Here is a 17,252-nt window from a genome sequence, read left to right on the forward strand (position 1 = left end):
CAAGCCTTTAAGACACGAGCTGCAGCAAGCATTGGGTTGGCTATTAGCGCTCAACAAAGCCGCTTTCGCCCTTTGCGTCCGCCCACTGCTCGACCACGAGATCGACGCTTCCGGGGCGGCGGGTAGTGCTCGGTTGCTCCTGCAATAGTTCCAAGAGCTTCTCGCAGTCTTTGCGCGGGCCCTCAGCAACAACCTGCACGCGGCCGTCTGCCAGGTTGGTCGCATGCCCAGAAAGGCCTAATTCCAGTGCGCGCGACCGCGTCCACCAGCGAAAGCCCACACCCTGCACGGTACCGTGCACAAAAGCCGTCATTCTTTCCATGTCACTGCACCTTCCTTATTAGTAGCGATCGGCCTCGCCGCGATCGCGCAAGATTTTGCGGTCCGCATCGCTGCGGCGGGTCACGGGGTCAGAACCGTCCCAGCACTCCACACCGGGGACATCGGGAAGCATATCGCGGTGGAAGACCGGATCGATGCCCTTACTGCGCTGCTCGTTGAAGTTCTTTAACAATTGAATGGCCACGCCGGATAGCGGAACAATGGCGATGATATTCAGAATCACCATCGTCGCCGCACCGGTATCTGCCAGGGCGAAGACCAATGGCAGGGATCCGACTGCGCCGAACCAGACGAAGAACAGCACCACGAGGCGGAAGATATTCAGCACCGTTTTATTGGTGGTGAGGTATTCCAGGTTGGCTTCTGCCAAGTAGTAATTGCCCAAGATGGAAGAAAAGGCCAGGAAGAACAAGATGAAGCTGACGAAGTGAATGCCCCAGTGGCCAACCTCGGCGGACAAGGCCGCCTGGGTAAGGGAAACGCCCTCGGCCTCTTCGCCGTAGGCAACTTCCGGGCCGAGCAGGATCAGGAAGGCGGTAATGGTACAGACCACGATGGTGTCGAAGTACACGCCCAAGGTCTGCACCAAGCCCTGCTTTACCGGGTGGGAGACGGTGGCGGTAGCCGCGGCGTTAGGGGCAGACCCCTCGCCGGCCTCATTGGAAAACAGGCCGCGCTGGATGCCCTTCATCATCGCGGCGCCGATGCCCGCGCCGGCGATTTCCTTAAAGCCGAGCGCGTGGCCGATGATATCGCCCAGCATGCCCGGGACCTTGTCAAAGTTCGTAATGACCACGAAGCCGCCGATGAGCAGGTACGCCAGGGCCATAAACGGAACGACCACCTGGGTGATATTGGCAATGCGCTTTACGCCGCCAAAAATGATGAGGCCCGCGGCAATCGCGATGATGATGCCAATGATGGAGCCAAAGGTGGCATCGTCTTCGCGGCCGAAGGAAAAGGCCACGGCCTCAGCGATGGCGTTGGTCTGGAAGGAGTTATAGACCAAGCCGAAGGTAAAGACGATGGCGATAGAGAATAAAACGCCGAGCGGGCCCCAGCCCAGCCCGCGCTTCATGTAGTAGGCCGGCCCGCCGCGGTACGTATCGCCATTGCGGACCTTCCACAGCTGCGCCAAGGTGGATTCCACAAAGGCGGTAGCGCCGCCGAGGAGGGCGATGATCCACATCCAGAAGACGGCACCAGGACCGCCCAGCGAAATGGCCACCGCGACGCCAGCCACGTTGCCGGTGCCCACGCGCGAGGCAGCAGATATGGTAAATGCCTTAAATGCGGAGATTCCCCCGCTTCCTGCGCCCTCATCCTCATCGTCGGTTTTGGGGCGCTCGACCACAGCGCGCAGCATATCGGGCACCTTACGGATCTGCACCACTGCGGTGCGCGCACCGAATAGAAGGCCCGCTCCAATGAGCAGCCAGGGCAGGATGTATGTCCACACGCCATCGTTAAATGTCGTGACGACATTTTCGAGAAATTCCATGCGGATTAATTTACTGCCTGAAGGTGCACAACGTGAACCTCACTGGTAAAGCCCTATTGGCAGTGGGGGCAATAATGGCTCGAGCGGCCCCCTAAAACGCACCGCTTTATGGGCGTGCCGCAACGGGAACATGGCTGGCCAACACGGCCATAGGCCGCAAGCGAGCGCGCAAAATAGCCGGATTCACCGTTGACGTTGACGTACAAAGAATCAAAGCTCGTTCCCCCCGCTTTGAGGGCGGCAGACATCACGGTCTGTGCCGCGCTCAATAGCGCCACGGCATCTTTCTGCCGCAGCGCCGAAGCCTTCTTGCGCGGTGAAATGCGCGCCGCCCACAGCGCTTCATCGGCGTAGATATTGCCAATTCCAGATACCAGCGTTTGATCCAATAGCGCCGTCTTTACCGCGGTTTTCTTCTTCCGCAGGCGGCGCGCGGCGCTGGCGATATCAAAATCGGGTTCCAGGGGATCTAAACCAATATGCGAGATCGTGGACCAGGGCGCATACAGCCAGTACCCAAAGGTGCGCTGATCCACGAAGTGCAGCTCGGTGGCATCGCTAAGTACTACCGTGATGCGGCGGTGCGGCGAATCAGTGTGGCCGATGCGCAGCTGCCCCGACATGCCTAAGTGAATAAAAAGCACGTCGCGGTGGCTATCCATCGGGTCCTCCCCCACGAATTCCAGCCACATGAATTTGCCGCGGCGGGCCACCGCGGCGATTTCCTTGCCCACGACAAGACCCGCCAGGGGTTCATCTTGGCCGCGGTTCGCCCGCGGGTGCGCAATGTCTACCGATGTAATTTCTTTACCCACGACGTAGGTTTCCACCCCGCGGCGCACCGATTCCACTTCGGGCAGTTCTGGCATTATTTAGCCTTCTTTATGAGCGGTCCCTTGCACCAGCAACGGGGTTTCGCGCAGGGTTTGGCATGCCTCTTGCGCGGCCTGCTGCTCCGCTAATTTCTTATTGTGCCCCTGCCCATTTCCCACGCTCAGCCCAGCGACGGTGGCAACCGCGCTGAAGGTTTGATCGTGTTCTGGGCCGGTGGCGGTAGCCGAATAGACCGGCATCGGTGCCTTTAGCTCAGCGCACAGCTCTTGCAAGGTGGTCTTCCAGTCCAAGTGGCGGCCACTAACGGAGGCATTATCGATCTTTTCCGCGAAGAGGCGCAGGATGACATCGCGGGCGGTTTCAAAGCCGTGCTCGCGGTAAATGGCGCCGAAAATCGCCTCGGTGGTATCCGCAAGGATGGAATCCTTATCGCGCCCACCGGTGGACTGCTCGCCCTTGCCCAATAAGATATGCGGGCCCAGGTTAATCTCACGCGCGATATCGGAAAGCCCATAGCGCGAGACAATGGACGCGCGCATCTTAGAGATATCGGATTCCGGGCGCGATGGATACGTCACGTATAGCTTCGCGGCCACCGAGAGCCCCAAGACGGCATCGCCCAAGAACTCGAGGCGCTCATTATTGGGCAGGTGCCCGTTTTCATTGGCAAAGGAACGGTGCGTAAGCGCCAAGCGCAGGTTTTCCGGCTCCAAGGCAACGCCGAGCGATTCCAAGAGCGGGCTGTGGTCCACCGCCGCAAAGGCGGCCTCCCATGCCTCGTGCCCGGTTAGCTTCTTCTTGCGGCTCATAGGAACTTCTCCAGACCTGCCCAGCGCGGGTCTACCTTCTCCTCTTCCTCTTCTTCCCCAGAAATTCCGGTGGTCACACCCTCTGGGGTCTGAATATCGCAACCGTCTTCGCAGACGGGGGCGAACGGGAGGTTCAGGCCTGCTTCATCGATGACCGCCTGGAGCAGATCCAGCTCATCGTCTTCGATTTCCGGGATTTCATCGCCCGAACCGGCATCATCAGAATCGGCGTCATCGCCGCTGACAAAAGATTCATCGGCGGCAAAGACCTGGGTCACGTGCAAATCCAGCTGTGGGTGGAGCTCTTTTAAGCAGCGCGCACACTCGCCCGTGAGAACGCCCGAGATATCCGCATCAACCAGAACGCCTGACCCCAGGGGGGTTAGGATCGCGGCAACGGTGAGATCTTCACCCTTAGGGATGGCGATCATTTCCACGCCAATCCTTTCCGGTGCAGGTCCCGTCTGGGTGCGTTGTTCCGGCATTGCGTCAGCGCCTTGGGCGTTTAATAATTCGCCCACATCGAACTTCAATGGAGATGTCATAACAGTTGGTAGTCTACCCTGCCTCGCAAACTCCGCGTAGTTGCTGGCACGGCCGCTTTTTCTGGCAAGAAACTGAAGGTTTGGGCATAAAGCGCTATGGCTTGCCGGTTTTCCCTTTCCTGCAGGCCGCAGCCGCCTTAGCCTAAAGGCATGACTTACCACTTGGCCGCGACCTCAGGAGATTTGAGCGCTATCGCTCCTAGATTCGGAGTGTTGTGCTGCCTTCCCGCCACCTTCTTGGTCATCTCTGGGACAGTCCTCCATCGCCTGCCCAAGGCCGACCACTCTGGCATCTACGGCGACAGGGGCCTGCGCCTTTCCTCCGCCCTCATCCTCAGCTTGTGCGCGGGGCTTATCGCCGGCGCGATTTTGGTCATCCCTTCCGGACTCGACCTCACAGTACTTACCGGTGCCCTAGTATTTTCCGCCAGCGCCGCCGCCATCACGTGGCTTTCGCGCGAAGCCCTTGCCTGCGCACTGCTTAGCGTCGGCGCCATGTTCCTGACCGCGGGCGCGGTCATTAGCCTCAGCGCGATGTTCTTCCCCCAAGACTTTATGAGCGGCTCGATGACCTCGCTCTCGTCCTACTTCACCACGGCCTTGGTCACCTTCCTCTTCCCCGGCCTGGTCAGCGCGGGAATCGTGGCCTTCGTGGCGGTCCAGAGCCAGCGCCCACACCCCGCTACGAATACTGCTGATGCCTCGCTTGCCGATGCCCCCTCCTCCCCCACGCCGCACCACTCCAACTCGCCCAGCTCGGTCTAGACTCCCACAGGCACAATAAGTCCTGCTACACGGTGCCGCGATTTTCGCGATGTACCCCGTGCAGCAGGACTTTTTAAGCGTCGTGCCTTGTAGTTTAAGCGTTTAGCGCTCGGTATAACGGCGCTCGTAACCGTCATCGTCGCCATAGCGCGGGGCGCTAGCACCACCGCGAGAGGAACCAGCGTTGGTGGACGGCAGGTAGTCGCCGCCGCGAGAGCGCACGCCGGCCCCACCGCGCAAGGCGGAGCGATCGGAATTAACGGTGCGCAAGAGGCCGCTGAGGGAGCTTTCAAATTCGCTGAGCTTGCTATCTACAAAGTCATCGCACTCCGTGCGCAGCCGGTTGGATTCGGTGTATGCGGTCTCCACGATCCGGTTGGCTTCTTCGTTGGCGCGGCGAACAACTTCAGATTCGGAAACCAAACGCTCTTGTTCCTGGCGGCCCTCGGCCACCGAGCGCTCGTATTCCTCGTTGGCCTGAGCAATGGTGCGGTCTGAATCTGCGCGGGCTTGCTCAACGGTGGACTGGGCGCGCGCCTCGGCATCTGCCATCAGCCGCTGGGCATGTTCTTCTGCTTGCGCGATCGTGGTATCGGCCTCTTGGCGCGCCTGGTTGACCATATCGGTGGCCTGCGCATTCGCCTCATTAATGGTGTTATCCGCACGCTCTTCGGCGCCGCGGATAATCTCGTCTTGCTTGTCTAAAACGTCCTGCGCATCGTCGATTTCTACGGGCAGCGCATTGCGCAGGTCATCGAGAAGCGCCAGCATCTCATGGCGGGGGACCAAGCAATTGGAGGTCATGGGAAAGCCAGAAGCCTGCTCCAAATGCTGAACTAATTCATCAAGGGATTCAAAGACACGGTACATGCTGGGAATTCTACAACGCAGCACCCCGCATTGTGTGGAGGGCGCGCCTTGAATCCTCAGGCCGGTGCAACGAGGGCTAATGCTCTCCGAGTTCGATTCGCACCCCGTGTGCGATTAACCCATTTTCCTCCAGATACCCGCGGCACAGGTGCATGCGGCCGCGGTGCTTCTTGAGTTCAGAGGGTCGTTGCAACACTTTCCCTTAGGAGGGTGTTGTTGTGCCTGGAGTTGTTGGCCCGTTTCATTCGTTGTCTGAGTCGGATCGTCGTGGCTTGGTCGCCTTGGTTGGCAGTGGGCGTAGTGTTCGTTCGGCTGCTGGTGAGCTTGGCTGTCATTACGCGCATGCTTTGAATTTTTGTCATGCTCATGGATTGCCAGTCATACATAAAGCCAAACGAGTTGATCGTCGCGGTAGCCAGGCTTTACAGCTTGTAGAACTAGTTAAAGACGGACTTTCGGTACACCAAGCCGCCAAAACATGTGGGATGCATCCCACCGCTGCGTATGCCGTTGCTACAGAAGCTGGGTGCCATATCCGGCTAACGAGGTATGCCCGGAAAGTCCGCCAAACACAGTTAAGGGTGGAATACTTACGCCTTCGGTTGGCGAGCTTGCCTGTTTGTGATGCTGGGACTGCAGTAGGAATTGATCGTCGATTGTCTTTAGACTTCGAAAAAGGTCTCATCAAATCCGGAGGGCCACGTAAAGAGTTCATACCTGTCGGCGAGGATGCCACCACGTATAAAAGACTCATGAAAGCGCTGCGCCAACGCCATGACGTCATCGAATCTGGACGGCTTCGGCCCCCTGCCTTGCCTGTCGGTGTGGATCCGTATAAACGCATCAGTGATCGCTATATTTGCTTTGAAGAACGCGTTATTATCGCCGACCTTCTTCGTGAGCATGTGCCGCTGCGGGAAATCGGGCGCCGTTTAGGGCGAAGTGCTTCGTCAATTCAGCGTGAAGTACGCAGAAACCACAGCGCTGAAGGCCCGTACCGTGCGGAGACCGCCCAGTTAAAGGCTTGTGCGCGTAGGCTGCGGCCGAAAATACCGAAACTGCTAGCCAACAAAAGGTTATGGGACTATGTATGCACACAATTGCGGGCACAATGGTCACCGGAGGAGATTTCCAATCGCCTGCCCATCGACTACCCCACTGATAAGGACATGCGCATTAGTCACGAAACGATTTATGACGCCTTTTATCTACAGTCCAAAGGAAGACTCAAAGACCTCGGCCTGGACTTGCCTACCGGCAGAAAGAAACGCAAGAAACGCCAAACACGCACCACCACACCGGCCCAGCAACGCTTCGTTGACGACATGATCCTCATCGACGACCGGCCAGAAGAGGTTACTGAACGTATTTTGCCAGGCCACTGGGAAGGCGACCTCATCCTTGGTAAAAATAACCAATCAGCGGTGATCACGTTAGTAGAACGCGTTAGCCGATTTGTTGTCCTTGGCCACCTGCCAGGAAGGCATACCAGCAAAGAAGTATTCACAGCCCTGCACAAGGCTGTTGCTGGAATCGATAAAGCTATCTGGTCATCAATTACCTGGGACCAAGGAAGTGAAATGGCTGGCCATAAAGCCTTTACCATGGCCACTGACATTCCCATCTACTTCTGCCATCCAGGATCGCCGTGGGAGAGAGGCAGCAACGAAAACACCAACGGCAGGCTCAGGAGAAACCTTCCCAAAAACAGTGACCTGTCCATCTACAGCGCCGAGGACCTGGAGATGATCGCCAACATTCACAACCACAAACCACGCAAAGCACTCAACTGGCGCACCCCAGCCGAAGTCATGACCAACGCCCTGACACAAACCGGTAGTATCAAACCAAAGTAACCGTCATCGTTGCAACGACCCCTAGAATCCGCCCTTTCGCAGCAATGCAGAAACTCCCCACCTCCCCGCGCATGCGGAGAAATGGGGAGCCGTTGGTTATGGGAGTTTAGATAACACCCTGTGCCAGCATGGCGTCAGCCACCTTCTTGAAGCCGGCGATATTGGAGCCAGCCACGTAGTCGCCTTCACGGTCGTATTCCTTGGCCGTGTTGTCGATGTTCTTGAAGATGTTGCTCATGATGCCGCGCAGGCGGTCATCGGTGTATTCGAAGGACCAAGAGTCGCGGGATGCGTTCTGCTGCATCTCCAGTGCGGAGGTTGCCACGCCACCGGCGTTAGCAGCCTTGCCGGGCGCGAAGTTGATCTTGGAGTCCTGGAATACGTGCACCGCATCCGGGGTTGACGGCATGTTGGCGCCCTCTGCAACGTAGCGAACGCCACCCTCGACAAGTTTCTTCGCGGACTCGCCGTCGAGCTCGTTCTGGGTCGCACACGGCAGTGCAACATCAGCCTGGACGTCCCAGATATTGCCACCCTCGTGGAACTCCACGCCGTTGCCAGCTTCCTTGGCGTAGGTGGAGATGCGCTCACGGCGGACTTCCTTGACATCGCGAAGCAGGTCAACGTCCACGCCATTCGGGGTGGTGATGTAGCCGGAGGAGTCAGACATTGCGACGACGGTAGCACCCAGTTCCTGTGCCTTTGCGGCGGCGTAGATGGCCACGTTACCGGAGCCGGAGACGATGACCTTGGCGCCATCGAAGGACTCGCCGTGGGTCTTCATCATTTCTTCGGTGATGTAGACGGCACCGAAACCGGTGGCCTCGGTACGCACCAAGGAACCGCCCCAGGTCAAGCCCTTACCGGTCAGGACGCCGGACTCGTGCTGGGTGGTCAGGCGGCGGAATTGGCCGAAGAGGAAGCCGATTTCGCGGCCGCCAACGCCGATATCGCCGGCAGGAACGTCGCGGTACTCGCCGATGTGGCGGTGCAGCTCGGTCATAAAGGACTGGCAGAAGCGCATAACTTCCTGCTCAGACTTGCCCTTCGGGTCAAAGTCGGAGCCACCCTTGCCGCCACCGATGGGCAGGCCGGTCAGGGAGTTTTTAAAGATCTGCTCGAAGCCCAAGAACTTAATAATGCCCAGGTTTACCGAGGGGTGGAAACGCAGACCACCCTTGTACGGGCCGAGCGCGGAGTTGAACTGCACACGGAAGCCGCGGTTGACCTGCACCTCGCCGTTGTCATCAACCCATGGGACGCGGAAGATGAGCTGGCGCTCCGGCTCGCACAGGCGCTCAACCAGACCGTAGTCTGCGTAGTGTGGGTCCTTATCCAGGACGATCTTGAGGGAATCCAGCACCTCGGACACTGCCTGGTGGAATTCCGGTTCACCGGCGTTGCGCTTGAGTAGCTTGTCGTAGTACTCAGAAATCTGACTATCAACAGACATAGTGTATAAATCCCATTCTCGTGGAGTTTGACTAGCAGAAACCAGTTTCCTATCAATCTACCGATAATGCAAGTACAATTATTTCTCACTCCCCCACTTACCAGCTTTTACCTGCGACGATAAAGGTAAATATTTTCTGTAGAACGTTCGGATTCCTAGCGGAAAGCCGCCGAACGGGTCGCGGGCTTTATAATCGCGGGCATGCATATTGTTGTCGCGCCAGACTCTTTTAAAGGTACCGCTTCCGCCACGGAAGCCGCAGCCGGAATCGCCAACGGAATCCGCCAGCACTACCCCAACGCCACCGTCACCACCTTGCCGATGGCCGATGGCGGGGAAGGCACCGCCCAAGTGCTGGCCCAGGCCGCCGCGGCGGGCGGGCAAGAAACCCAGACCATTACCCTACCCACAACGGATGCGGTGGGGCGCTTGACCGAGGCGCAGTATTTCCTCGCTGGGCACACGGCCTTCATCGACGTCGCCGCCGCCACGGGGCTGCCCGCGGTCCGCGACGCGCTCGATCCCCTCCACGCGGATTCTTATGGCACGGGCGTGCTGCTTGCCGATGCCCAATCCCGCGGCGCCACCTCCATCGTGCTCGGCCTCGGTGGCACGGCCAGCATCGACGGTGGCACGGGAATCCTTGCTGCCCTCGGCGCTGCCGCCCACGATGCACGCGGCTATGCCCTGCCCAAGGGCGGCGCCCCGCTAGTGCAGCTCGATTCCATCGATACCGCGCAATTAAACATCAAAGCGGGCATGGTTGATTTCACACTCCTGGCCGATACCCGGGCTAAGGCCATGCAGGCTGCCACCATGTACGGGCCACAAAAAGGCGCAGAGGGCGAACAAATAGCCCTGCTTGCCGGGGCACTGCTCCAATTGTGCAAGGTCACCGGCACGGATCCGGAAACGGAATTTACCGGTGCTGCCGGTGGCATCCCCATCGGGCTTACCTGGCTTTCGCGCACCCTGTGGGGCACCGATGAGCACGCCCGCGTCGTCTCTGGCGGGGCCCACGTGGCGAAGGCCCTTGGTCTCGCGGATGCCATTTCTCAGGCGGACCTCGTCATCACCGGCGAAGGCGCCTTTGATGAGCAATCCTTAACCGGCAAGGTCGTCGGCACCGTCGCGGACCTTGCGGCGGAGTCCTCTACCCCCGTCGGCATCGTTGCCGGGGCCATCAACCAGGGCACCAAGCACGTCACCGCAGAGCTAGATCAAGAAGGTGGGATGCCGGAGCAGCTGGCTAGGGCTGCCAGGGACATCGTCAAGCAGCTGGGCTAAGGGCGAATCTCGACCGTCCACGGAAAGATGGCCGGGCGCTCATGTGCCAATTCATCTTCCAGCAGCACGTGATCCTTGGGCAATACGGCGTGCGGCGTGAGCAAACGCGACAGCACCATGGCCAGCTGGTTCACGGAGCCGGTCGCTCCCGCCACCACGATGTTATAGCGGTGGGCGTGCGCACCTTCTAAGTCGCGCTCTTCGTGTTCATCGCGGTAATTTTGCTGCAGTTGTTCCTCCAAGCCCTCAGGGAACTGGGGATCTGCCGGGCGAGTAACCTCGGCGGAGGTAAGCGATCCGTCCGCTACCAGCTTATCGGTAGCAGTGGTAAAAATCTCCTCCACGCGGTCCGCTTGCTCATCTGGAACCAATACATCGAATTGAATAGTCGGCATATAGCTGACCCTACCCTAACCAAAGGGATGAAAACTATGTCTTATTCCACAAACATCGCTTCCGTGGTCCACTCTGCGGATACTGACCTGGCGTGGCAGCGGGATTTTTACGAAGATCTGCACCGCCACCCCGAGCTTTCCCACGAGGAGGAACGCACCGCGGCGCGCATCCGCGCCAAGTTGGCCGAATTCGACTGCGAAGTAGAAGAAAACATTGGCGGGCACGGCATGGTCGCCATTTTCCGCAATGGCGATGGCCCCACCGCCCTCATGCGCGCCGATTTTGATGCCCTGCCGGTCAAGGAGGCCACCGGCGCGGAGTATTCCTCGACCAATGACTACATGCACGCCTGCGGGCACGACATGCACACCACGGCCCTACTCGGTGCCTGTGCGCTTCTCGATGCCTCCCGCGATACCTGGTCCGGCACCTTCCTCGCCCTGTTCCAGCCGGCGGAGGAATCATCCATGGGCGCGAAATACATGATCGCCGATAACCTCACCGAGCGCGTGCCACGCCCCGATATTTGCTTAGGCCAGCACATCATGCCCGGCCGCGCCGGCACCGTCCGCCACACCGCCGGCCCCATCATGGCCGGCTGCGATTCCCTACGCATCCGCATCTTTGGTAAATCCGCCCACGCCTCCATGCCGCATAACTCCATCGACCCGACCTATACCGCGGCGATGATCGTTACCCGGCTCCAGGCCATCGTGGGCCGCGAGGTGGCCCCGCACGAGTTCTTCGTCATCTCCGTGGGCGAGCTGCACTCCGGCGATAAAAACAACATCATCCCGGATTCCGCTGAGCTCGTGCTCAATACCCGCTTTTATGATCCAACCCTGGCGGAAAAGGTCTATGCCTCCTTGGAGCGCATGGTAAAAGCCGAGTGCATGGCCTCCGGCTGCGAAAAAGACCCCACCTTTGAGTACTACGCGCACGGCGAGGTCACCGATAATGACGCCGCCGCGTATTCGCCCATCGACGAGGCCTTTACGGCCACCTTCGGTGAAGCATCCGTTACCGCCTCCCCCTCGACCGCTTCCGAAGACTTCTGTTACCTGCCGCAGGCGTGGGGCGTACCGTACGTCTTTTGGCACGTAGGGTGCACCCCGGAAGCGGAGCTGGCCGATCCCCCGGTCAACCACCAGGCCAACTTCCTGCCGGATTATGAGCCGACGGTCAAGGCCTCCACCCAAGCCGCCCATGCGGCGGTGCTGGCGTACCTGGGCGTTTAACTCCGGCTCCTGCTGGCATAAAAATAATCCGCCGCGTCCACTCTCTCAATGGAGTGTGGGGCGCGGCGGCTTTTCAGTGCGCTAGTCCTTGATGGTCTCTCCCAAAAGGTGGCACTGAATCATGTTGGTATTGCCGGAGATTCCCGGAGGGGTACCTGCAACAACGACGACCAAGTCATTCTCGTCGTACTCGTCCAAGTCCAGCAGGTACTTATCGATGGCCTCCATCATCTCATCCGTGGACTTGACGTCGGGGCTCAAGAAGGTCTCTGCACCCCAGGTCAGCGCCAGCTGGGCGCGCACGTCCTGGTCCGGGGTGAATACCAAAAGCGGCAGGTCAGAGTGCAGGCGGGCGACGCGCTTTGCGGTATCACCAGAGGAGGTGAAGGCAACGATAGCCTTCGCGTTCAGGCGCTCTGCAATATCGCGGGCGGAATAGGACATCACGCCGCGCTTGGTGCGCGGGACGTGCGCCAGCGGCGGGACCTGGCCATCAGTCTCGGAGCGCTTGACGATGCGCGACATGGTCCGCACCACGTTGTGCGGATCCGCGCCCACGGAGGTCTCGCCAGAGAGCATCACCGCATCGGCGCCGTCGAGCACGGCGTTGGCCACGTCGGAAGCCTCCGCGCGGGTGGGGCGGGAGTTTTCAATCATGGAATCCAGCATCTGGGTGGCCACGATGACCGGCTTGGCGTTCTCGCGGGAAATCTGGATAGCGCGCTTCTGAAAGAGTGGCACCTCTTCCAGCGGAACCTCAACGCCCAAGTCACCGCGGGCAATCATCACGGCATCGAAGGCCAAGATGATGGACTCGAGGGCATCGACAGCCTCGGGCTTTTCCAGCTTGGCGATGACCGGCACGCGGCGGCCTTCCTCGTCCATGATCTCGTGGACCTTGTCGACATCGGCAGGCGAACGCACGAAGGACAGCGCGATGTAGTCCACGCCGAGCTGCAGGGCAAAGCGTAGATCCTCGATGTCCTTCTCAGACAGGGCTGGCACAGAAATGCTCATGCCGGGCAGGGACACGCCCTTGTTATTGGATACGGGGCCGCCCTCGGTAACCTCGCACACCACGTCATTGCCGTCTACTTCCTTGCAGACGACGGCGACCTTGCCGTCATCGATAAGCAAGCGATCGCCCGGCTTCGCATCTTGTGCCAAGCCCTTGTAGGTGGTGGATACGCGGTCGTGGGTGCCTTCGACATCGTCCACGGTGATGCGGACGATCTCGCCGTTATCCCACTGCTCTTCGCCATTCTTAAACCGGCCGAGGCGGATCTTGGGGCCCTGAAGATCGGCCAGGATACCTACGTTCCGGCCGGTCTTTTCGGTGGCTTCGCGGACCCACTTGTAATTGGCCTCGTGGTCCGCATGCTCGCCGTGCGACATATTGAGGCGCGCGACGTTCATGCCGTCTTCTACAAGGCGCAAAATTCCGTCCCCACTAGCTACCGCGGGGCCGAGAGTACAGACAATTTTGGTTCTTCTATCCAGCATTATTGGCCTATTCCATCGGGGAAATTGAACAACCCCCAACCTACTCCCTCGCGCGCCGACAGGCCACAATTTTTTGGCGCCTTAACTACGGCAATCGGACACGATCACACATAACCGGTCATTTCCGGCCGGTAGCAATGCCCGAGGTGCCGTTAGCATGCGTGGCTGCCACGCGTTTCTCGTCGCCCTCGCCGCCGTTTTCCGCCTGCTCGCGGTAGTATCGCGGGTCAACTTCCTCTGGCGTTTCGGGGCCCTTGCGTTGCCTGTCCAGTAAGAAAAAGACGATGAGACCTGCGATAAAGACAACGGCGGAAACAATGAGGTTTACGCGGACGCCGAAGATTTCGGTGGCCTCATCAGAGCGCATGCCTTCGATAAAGAAGCGGCCCAGAGTGTAGCCCACGACGTAGAGGGCGAATACCCGTCCGCGCCCCAGCTTCCATGCCTTGTGCGCCCACAGAAGGAACAGGCACACCAGCACGTTCCAAATGAGCTCATACAAAAACGTCGGGTGCACCGAAGCGATGACCTCGCCGGTAGAATGCCCGGAAACTGGGGCGTACTCCCCCGCCTCATCGACGCGGTAGTAAATATCCAGCGCCCACGGAACGTCGGTCGGCCGGCCGTAGAGCTCCTGATTGAACCAGTTGCCCAACCGGCCGATGCCCTGGGCAAGGATGAGGCCAGGCGCTACCGCGTCCGCGAATGGTGCAAGCGGGATCTTTTTGATTCGAAACATTACCCAGAGCGCTACGGCGCTTAAGGCCACCGCACCCCAGATGCCAAGGCCACCATTGGTGACCTTGAAGGCGTCGACTGGGTCGCAGGTCTCACAGAAGTACTTCTGATTATCCGTGATGACGTGATAGAGCCGCCCGCCCACGATGCCAGCGGGGATGACGACGATGGTCGCATCCCACACGGTATCGGGATTGCCGCCCCGGGCTGTGTATCGCCGCAGCGTCATCCACATGCCCACGAGGATGCCGGCGATGATGCACAGCGCATACGCATGGATTGGAATGGAGCCAAGATGCCACACCACGCCCTGCGGCGGGGAGGGGATATTTGCAAGATTCTGAGTATGCACGTAGATAGTGTGCCTTATCGGCGTGCCCGTGAGCTAGTTTGGGGTCACTTTTCCTAGGAACTTTTACGCGACGGACACGCCGGGTGCTGGCCCGCGGCCACCAGGGAGCGTGCTAAGGCGGTTGGATCCTGGGCCGCCATCACGGATTCACCGACCAATACTGCATCTGCCCCGCGGGAGGCATAGTGGAAAAGGTTGCGGGCGTTATTTACCCCGCCCACGGCGATGCGCAGGAGCGATTCCGGCAGCCCCGGGGCGATATCGTTGAAGGCCTCCCGGTTGATCTCATCAGAGGCAAGGGACCACGCATTGATCGCGATGACACTGCTGCCGGCCTTAATGGCGCGGTTGACCTCCCCGCAGGTTCGCACCTCCACGATGGCGGTCATCCCTAATGATTCCGCCCGGTCCAAAAGGGCTTCCAATCGAGCTTGTTCTAAAAGCTCGACCTGCAGCGGGATTGCATCGGCGCCAAAACAGCGAGCCTCATGAATCTGGTACGGATCCACGATGAGGTCGCGCGCCATCATCGGGATATCGATAGCAGCGCGCGCGGCCGCCATATCCTCAAGCGAACCGTTAAAGCGCCGCGTATCCGTTTGGCAGGCCATCAGATGCACGCCGCAGTTTTCAAAGGTGCGCGCCCATTCGGCCATCTGCTCGGCCGAGCCCACGTGGGCAATTTCCCCGGTATAAGGAACGGCGCGCTTCAGCTCCGTAATGACCGAACACCCTGGTTTTAAAAGCGCCGCGCGGGCATCGCGGGGAGGCTCCATGTCCCGCGAGCGCGCCTTGATGTCTTGGAAGGAAACGCGTGCTTCGCGCGCGGCGACATCCTCAAGCACCCCAGCGACCAGGTGATCGACGGCTATGGGCGTGGGCATGAGCACCTCCCTCCAAGCGCGATTAAGATCACACTTAGATTAACGCTATGCGAGGCGTTTCCGGAAATTGCGCTGCGCGAACGGGGCTATTTGCGGCCCACATCGGTCGGGTCGATATCGCTATCGAGCGCGTCCCACATCACGCGGCCGGAATCGGATGAGGTCTCCAAATCTTCCGCCAGCTTTTCTTGGCGGGCGGCGGGGGTTTCGTACTTGCTCGATGCCTTGGCCTTGTCCTTGCCTGGGTTCTGGGCGAGGAGGACGGCGCCAAAGAACGCTAGGGCCGCACCAATAATGGCCACGATGGGGCCAAGTTTGGTGACCTCCACCGAGATGACGGTCGCCCACTCGGAGATTGCGGCAGAATCCACCGCGTTCTCATTCGCGGACGCGCCCTGCAATATTTTTTGCGCGCGCTGGGCGTCAGCACCGCTGGTCAGCAGGCTAATGGGGCTCCACGCGGCGCCGGCCGCGGCGAGGGCGCACACAATGGCCACGATGCGCCGCCCCATTCGGCGCAGGGTCAGGCCAGCGAGCACCCCGGCCAGGAGGACCAGCGTCAATGCCATCAGCTCTAGGGACCACGCGGAACCCACGATCTCATTGGTTGCCGAGCCCGATTTATCGTCCTCGCTGACCGCTTTTACCCAGGTGCTGCGGGAAGAAAACCACAGCACCGCCGTGCCCACCGCAATAAGGAGCGGGCCAAGTCGCCTCGTCATCAGGAATCATCCCCTAAAAGAACTCTCGCATCGAAGCAGGTCCGGTCTCCAGTGTGGCACGCCGCGCCGCGCTGCCGCACGGTCAGCAAGATGGTATCGCCATCGCAATCAAGGCGCACACCGAGCACGTCCTGCGTATGTCCGGAGGTCTCGCCCTTAATCCAATACTCGCCGCGCGAGCGCGAGAAATAAGTGCCCTTGCGCGTCGCCAGCGTGTGGGCAAGCGCGTGGTCATCCATCCAGGCAAGCATCAATACCTCACCGGAATCGGATTGGGCAACCGCCGGCACGAGCCCTTGCTCATTGCGCTTGAGCAGCGCCGCAACCTGCGGGTCTAGCTCATAATCTGCGGGATTGCTCACCGGCGCACCTCGTATCCGGACTCTGCCAGCGCCTTTTTGACCTCGCCAATTTCTACCTCTCCAAAGTGGAAAATGCTCGCTGCCAGCACGGCATCGGCGCCTGCTTCGACGGCGGGTGGAAAGTCAGCTGCCGCGCCTGCCCCGCCGGAGGCGATGACGGGAATGTTTACCGTTTCCCGCACCGCGCGCAGAAGCTCGAGGTCGAATCCGGCCTTCGTCCCATCTGCGTCCATGGAGTTTAAAAGGATCTCCCCCACACCTAGCTCTGCGCCGGTGCGGGCCCATTCCACGGCATCGATGCCAGCCGATGTCGTCCCGCCGTGCGTCGTGACCTCAAATCCTGACGGCGCGTGCGCCGCGTCGGTGCGCCGCGCGTCGACTGATAGGACGATGCATTGCGAACCAAAGACTTCTGCCAATTCGCGCAGAAGGACGGGATTGCCTATCGCGGCGGTATTGACCGATACCTTATCCGCGCCGGTGCGCAGGAGCTCGCGGACATCGTCAACGCTGCGCACTCCCCCGCCCACGGTAAGCGGAATAAAGACTTGATCGGCAGTGCGGCGTACCACATCGAGCATGGTGGACCGGCCGTGTTTGGAGGCGGATACATCGAGGAACGTCAACTCGTCTGCGCCCAATTGCTCATAGCGCGCGGCTAATTCCACGGGGTCTCCTGCATCGCGCAGGTGCGCAAAATTCACGCCCTTGACTACGCGGCCTTGATCCACATCAAGGCACGGGATAATGCGTACGGCTACAGCCATGCGGGGCTTACTCCTTCACAAGTCGGTC

Annotated in this window: 18 protein-coding genes; 4 read left to right on the plus strand and 14 right to left on the minus strand. The window is 59.8% G+C overall.

Annotated elements, in window-relative coordinates; translation table 11 throughout:
* Nucleotides 1-43: 43 nt before the first annotated feature.
* The 5 genes from ACP8IT_RS07875 to ACP8IT_RS07895 are packed head-to-tail and all read right to left on the minus strand — an operon-like array spanning nucleotide 44 to nucleotide 4,031.
* On the minus strand, nucleotides 44-322 hold the full coding sequence (locus ACP8IT_RS07875) for an acylphosphatase (protein ID WP_005278595.1): 279 nt from the start codon (nucleotides 320-322) through the stop codon (nucleotides 44-46).
* Nucleotides 323-340: 18 nt separating this feature from the next.
* Nucleotides 341-1,843 carry an alanine/glycine:cation symporter family protein gene (locus tag ACP8IT_RS07880; protein WP_005278593.1) on the minus strand — a complete coding sequence of 501 codons (1,503 nt, stop codon included), beginning with the start codon at nucleotides 1,841-1,843 and terminating at the stop codon, nucleotides 341-343.
* A gap of 53 nt (nucleotides 1,844-1,896) precedes the next feature.
* Nucleotides 1,897-2,712, minus strand: a complete 816-nt coding sequence (gene mutM, locus ACP8IT_RS07885; protein ID WP_284624068.1) for a bifunctional DNA-formamidopyrimidine glycosylase/DNA-(apurinic or apyrimidinic site) lyase — start codon at nucleotides 2,710-2,712, stop codon at nucleotides 1,897-1,899.
* Between the two features lie 3 nt (nucleotides 2,713-2,715).
* A complete protein-coding gene (gene rnc / locus ACP8IT_RS07890) occupies nucleotides 2,716-3,486 on the minus strand; it encodes a ribonuclease III (protein ID WP_005283703.1) in 771 nt (256 codons plus the stop codon).
* Nucleotides 3,483-4,031: a YceD family protein gene (locus tag ACP8IT_RS07895; RefSeq protein ID WP_005278584.1), complete on the minus strand. Its 549-nt coding sequence runs from the start codon at nucleotides 4,029-4,031 to the stop codon at nucleotides 3,483-3,485. Before ACP8IT_RS07895 ends, rnc begins: the two co-directional genes overlap by 4 nt.
* Before the next feature lie 150 nt (nucleotides 4,032-4,181).
* Between ACP8IT_RS07895 and ACP8IT_RS07900 the strand changes: the two genes are divergently transcribed.
* On the plus strand, nucleotides 4,182-4,796 hold the full coding sequence (locus ACP8IT_RS07900; RefSeq protein WP_005283706.1) for a hypothetical protein: 615 nt from the start codon (nucleotides 4,182-4,184) through the stop codon (nucleotides 4,794-4,796).
* Nucleotides 4,797-4,898: 102 nt separating this feature from the next.
* Here ACP8IT_RS07900 and ACP8IT_RS07905 read toward each other — a convergent pair whose 3' ends face one another.
* Nucleotides 4,899-5,666, minus strand: coding sequence for an SPFH domain-containing protein (locus ACP8IT_RS07905; protein WP_023030534.1), 768 nt, complete (start codon nucleotides 5,664-5,666; stop codon nucleotides 4,899-4,901).
* A gap of 656 nt (nucleotides 5,667-6,322) precedes the next feature.
* On the opposite strand from ACP8IT_RS07905, the gene ACP8IT_RS07910 reads away from it, so the two are divergent.
* Entirely contained in the window at nucleotides 6,323-7,522 is a 1,200-nt protein-coding gene (locus ACP8IT_RS07910; RefSeq protein ID WP_490289838.1) for an IS30 family transposase, read from the plus strand.
* A 106-nt stretch (nucleotides 7,523-7,628) separates the two neighbouring features.
* Here the strand turns inward: ACP8IT_RS07910 and gdhA are convergent, their stop codons facing one another.
* Complete coding sequence (gene gdhA, locus ACP8IT_RS07915; RefSeq protein WP_023022958.1) at nucleotides 7,629-8,975, minus strand: NADP-specific glutamate dehydrogenase; 1,347 nt, start codon at nucleotides 8,973-8,975, stop codon at nucleotides 7,629-7,631.
* Nucleotides 8,976-9,176: 201 nt separating this feature from the next.
* Between gdhA and ACP8IT_RS07920 the strand changes: the two genes are divergently transcribed.
* The gene (locus ACP8IT_RS07920) at nucleotides 9,177-10,262 is read left to right on the plus strand and encodes a glycerate kinase (protein WP_490289869.1); all 1,086 of its coding nucleotides are present in this window, start codon (nucleotides 9,177-9,179) and stop codon (nucleotides 10,260-10,262) included.
* Here ACP8IT_RS07920 and ACP8IT_RS07925 read toward each other — a convergent pair.
* Entirely contained in the window at nucleotides 10,259-10,657 is a 399-nt protein-coding gene (locus ACP8IT_RS07925; protein ID WP_302527102.1) for a hypothetical protein, read from the minus strand. The two genes, ACP8IT_RS07920 and ACP8IT_RS07925, sit on opposite strands and share 4 nt — an antisense overlap.
* 36 nt (nucleotides 10,658-10,693) lie before the next feature.
* On the opposite strand from ACP8IT_RS07925, the gene ACP8IT_RS07930 reads away from it, so the two are divergent.
* On the plus strand, nucleotides 10,694-11,896 hold the full coding sequence (locus tag ACP8IT_RS07930; RefSeq protein ID WP_302527103.1) for an amidohydrolase: 1,203 nt from the start codon (nucleotides 10,694-10,696) through the stop codon (nucleotides 11,894-11,896).
* Nucleotides 11,897-11,977: 81 nt separating this feature from the next.
* On the opposite strand, the gene pyk is transcribed toward ACP8IT_RS07930, so the two are convergent.
* From pyk to hisF, 6 genes are all read right to left on the minus strand, one after another.
* Nucleotides 11,978-13,396 (minus strand): pyruvate kinase, encoded by a 1,419-nt coding sequence (pyk, locus tag ACP8IT_RS07935; RefSeq protein WP_284637024.1) that lies wholly within the window; start codon nucleotides 13,394-13,396, stop codon nucleotides 11,978-11,980.
* A gap of 121 nt (nucleotides 13,397-13,517) precedes the next feature.
* Complete coding sequence (lgt, locus tag ACP8IT_RS07940) at nucleotides 13,518-14,489, minus strand: prolipoprotein diacylglyceryl transferase (RefSeq protein WP_490289870.1); 972 nt, start codon at nucleotides 14,487-14,489, stop codon at nucleotides 13,518-13,520.
* A 53-nt stretch (nucleotides 14,490-14,542) separates the two neighbouring features.
* Complete coding sequence (locus ACP8IT_RS07945) at nucleotides 14,543-15,373, minus strand: indole-3-glycerol phosphate synthase TrpC (RefSeq protein WP_005278561.1); 831 nt, start codon at nucleotides 15,371-15,373, stop codon at nucleotides 14,543-14,545.
* Between the two features lie 86 nt (nucleotides 15,374-15,459).
* A complete protein-coding gene (locus ACP8IT_RS07950) occupies nucleotides 15,460-16,095 on the minus strand; it encodes a TIGR02234 family membrane protein (protein WP_490289871.1) in 636 nt (211 codons plus the stop codon).
* Entirely contained in the window at nucleotides 16,095-16,457 is a 363-nt protein-coding gene (gene hisI, locus ACP8IT_RS07955; protein ID WP_284897777.1) for a phosphoribosyl-AMP cyclohydrolase, read from the minus strand. The genes ACP8IT_RS07950 and hisI overlap by 1 nt, the downstream gene beginning before the upstream one ends.
* Nucleotides 16,454-17,224: an imidazole glycerol phosphate synthase subunit HisF gene (gene hisF, locus ACP8IT_RS07960; RefSeq protein WP_284897776.1), complete on the minus strand. Its 771-nt coding sequence runs from the start codon at nucleotides 17,222-17,224 to the stop codon at nucleotides 16,454-16,456. The genes hisI and hisF overlap by 4 nt, the downstream gene beginning before the upstream one ends.
* Nucleotides 17,225-17,252: the final 28 nt, after the last annotated feature.

The sequence above is a fragment of the Corynebacterium sp. LaCa_23 genome, assembly GCF_058182375.1.

Coding starts and splice junctions, on each gene's coding strand:
- ACP8IT_RS07875 (WP_005278595.1), bottom strand. CDS start 322: ATGGAAAGAATGACGGCTTTTGTGCACGGTACCGTGCAGGGTGTGGGC.
- ACP8IT_RS07880 (WP_005278593.1), bottom strand. CDS start 1,843: ATGGAATTTCTCGAAAATGTCGTCACGACATTTAACGATGGCGTGTGG.
- mutM (WP_284624068.1), bottom strand. CDS start 2,712: ATGCCAGAACTGCCCGAAGTGGAATCGGTGCGCCGCGGGGTGGAAACC.
- rnc (WP_005283703.1), bottom strand. CDS start 3,486: ATGAGCCGCAAGAAGAAGCTAACCGGGCACGAGGCATGGGAGGCCGCC.
- ACP8IT_RS07895 (WP_005278584.1), bottom strand. CDS start 4,031: ATGACATCTCCATTGAAGTTCGATGTGGGCGAATTATTAAACGCCCAA.
- ACP8IT_RS07900 (WP_005283706.1), top strand. CDS start 4,182: ATGACTTACCACTTGGCCGCGACCTCAGGAGATTTGAGCGCTATCGCT.
- ACP8IT_RS07905 (WP_023030534.1), bottom strand. CDS start 5,666: ATGTACCGTGTCTTTGAATCCCTTGATGAATTAGTTCAGCATTTGGAG.
- gdhA (WP_023022958.1), bottom strand. CDS start 8,975: ATGTCTGTTGATAGTCAGATTTCTGAGTACTACGACAAGCTACTCAAG.
- ACP8IT_RS07920 (WP_490289869.1), top strand. CDS start 9,177: ATGCATATTGTTGTCGCGCCAGACTCTTTTAAAGGTACCGCTTCCGCC.
- ACP8IT_RS07925 (WP_302527102.1), bottom strand. CDS start 10,657: ATGCCGACTATTCAATTCGATGTATTGGTTCCAGATGAGCAAGCGGAC.
- ACP8IT_RS07930 (WP_302527103.1), top strand. CDS start 10,694: ATGTCTTATTCCACAAACATCGCTTCCGTGGTCCACTCTGCGGATACT.
- ACP8IT_RS07945 (WP_005278561.1), bottom strand. CDS start 15,373: ATGCCCACGCCCATAGCCGTCGATCACCTGGTCGCTGGGGTGCTTGAG.
- ACP8IT_RS07950 (WP_490289871.1), bottom strand. CDS start 16,095: ATGACGAGGCGACTTGGCCCGCTCCTTATTGCGGTGGGCACGGCGGTG.
- hisF (WP_284897776.1), bottom strand. CDS start 17,224: ATGGCTGTAGCCGTACGCATTATCCCGTGCCTTGATGTGGATCAAGGC.